Source organism: Methylobacterium nigriterrae, from assembly GCF_037106235.1.
Classification (GTDB): Bacteria; Pseudomonadota; Alphaproteobacteria; order Rhizobiales; family Beijerinckiaceae; genus Methylobacterium; species Methylobacterium nigriterrae.
Map to the genome: position 1 here is coordinate 1 of NZ_JBAWTG010000505.1, position 547 is coordinate 547.

The 547-nt window shown below is 65.3% G+C and carries 1 protein-coding gene and 1 pseudogene; one reads left to right on the forward strand and one right to left on the reverse strand.

Going from position 1 to position 547, the window contains the following annotated elements; translation table 11 throughout:
• Positions 1 to 153, reverse strand: a 153-nt coding sequence (locus WDW90_RS37975; RefSeq protein WP_336492855.1) for an NAD(P)-binding protein, incomplete at its 3' end; no start/stop codon positions are given.
• A gap of 205 nt (positions 154 to 358) precedes the next feature.
• Here WDW90_RS37975 and WDW90_RS37980 point away from each other — a divergent pair.
• Positions 359 to 547 (forward strand): annotated as a pseudogene (locus WDW90_RS37980) (histone deacetylase family protein); the annotation flags it as partial.

Sequence of the window (547 nt, forward strand, 5' to 3'; positions counted from 1 at the left end):
CCCGATGGGAAGATGGATCCAGGGCGAGCGATCGCGGGGACCGGCCTCCAGCAGAAGCACGCGGTGGCGGCCGTCCTCGGTGAGGCGGTTGGCGAGCACGCACCCGGCCGTTCCACCGCCGACGATGACGTAGTCGAAGTGGGCGTGTTCCATCGCCGCCTCCTCCTGGGGTTGAGCGCGCTTCCTCGTTTTTCGTTCCCGCTTCGAGATCTCGTCTCAAAATCCGGTACGTTTTGTTCGATTACAGTTATATTTCTGTCAACTGTCAAGACCGGTTGCGGATCGGGAAGAGGTCGGCAATGGAAACGGGATGAGCTGCCTCGACACTCGGGCGACCGCCAGGAAAGGGTGCCAGAACATGCGGGTCTTTCATCACGCGGATTGCCTTCGGCACGACCCCGCGCAGTTCTTCCGGCGGGGCACCCTGATCCCGCACCCGGAGCAGGCCGCGCGCTACCGCGTCCTGCGCGACGCGGTTGCGGCAGCCGGACACAGCCTCGCCGAGGCTCCCGATCGGGGAGCCGACCCGATCCTCTCCGTGCACGAC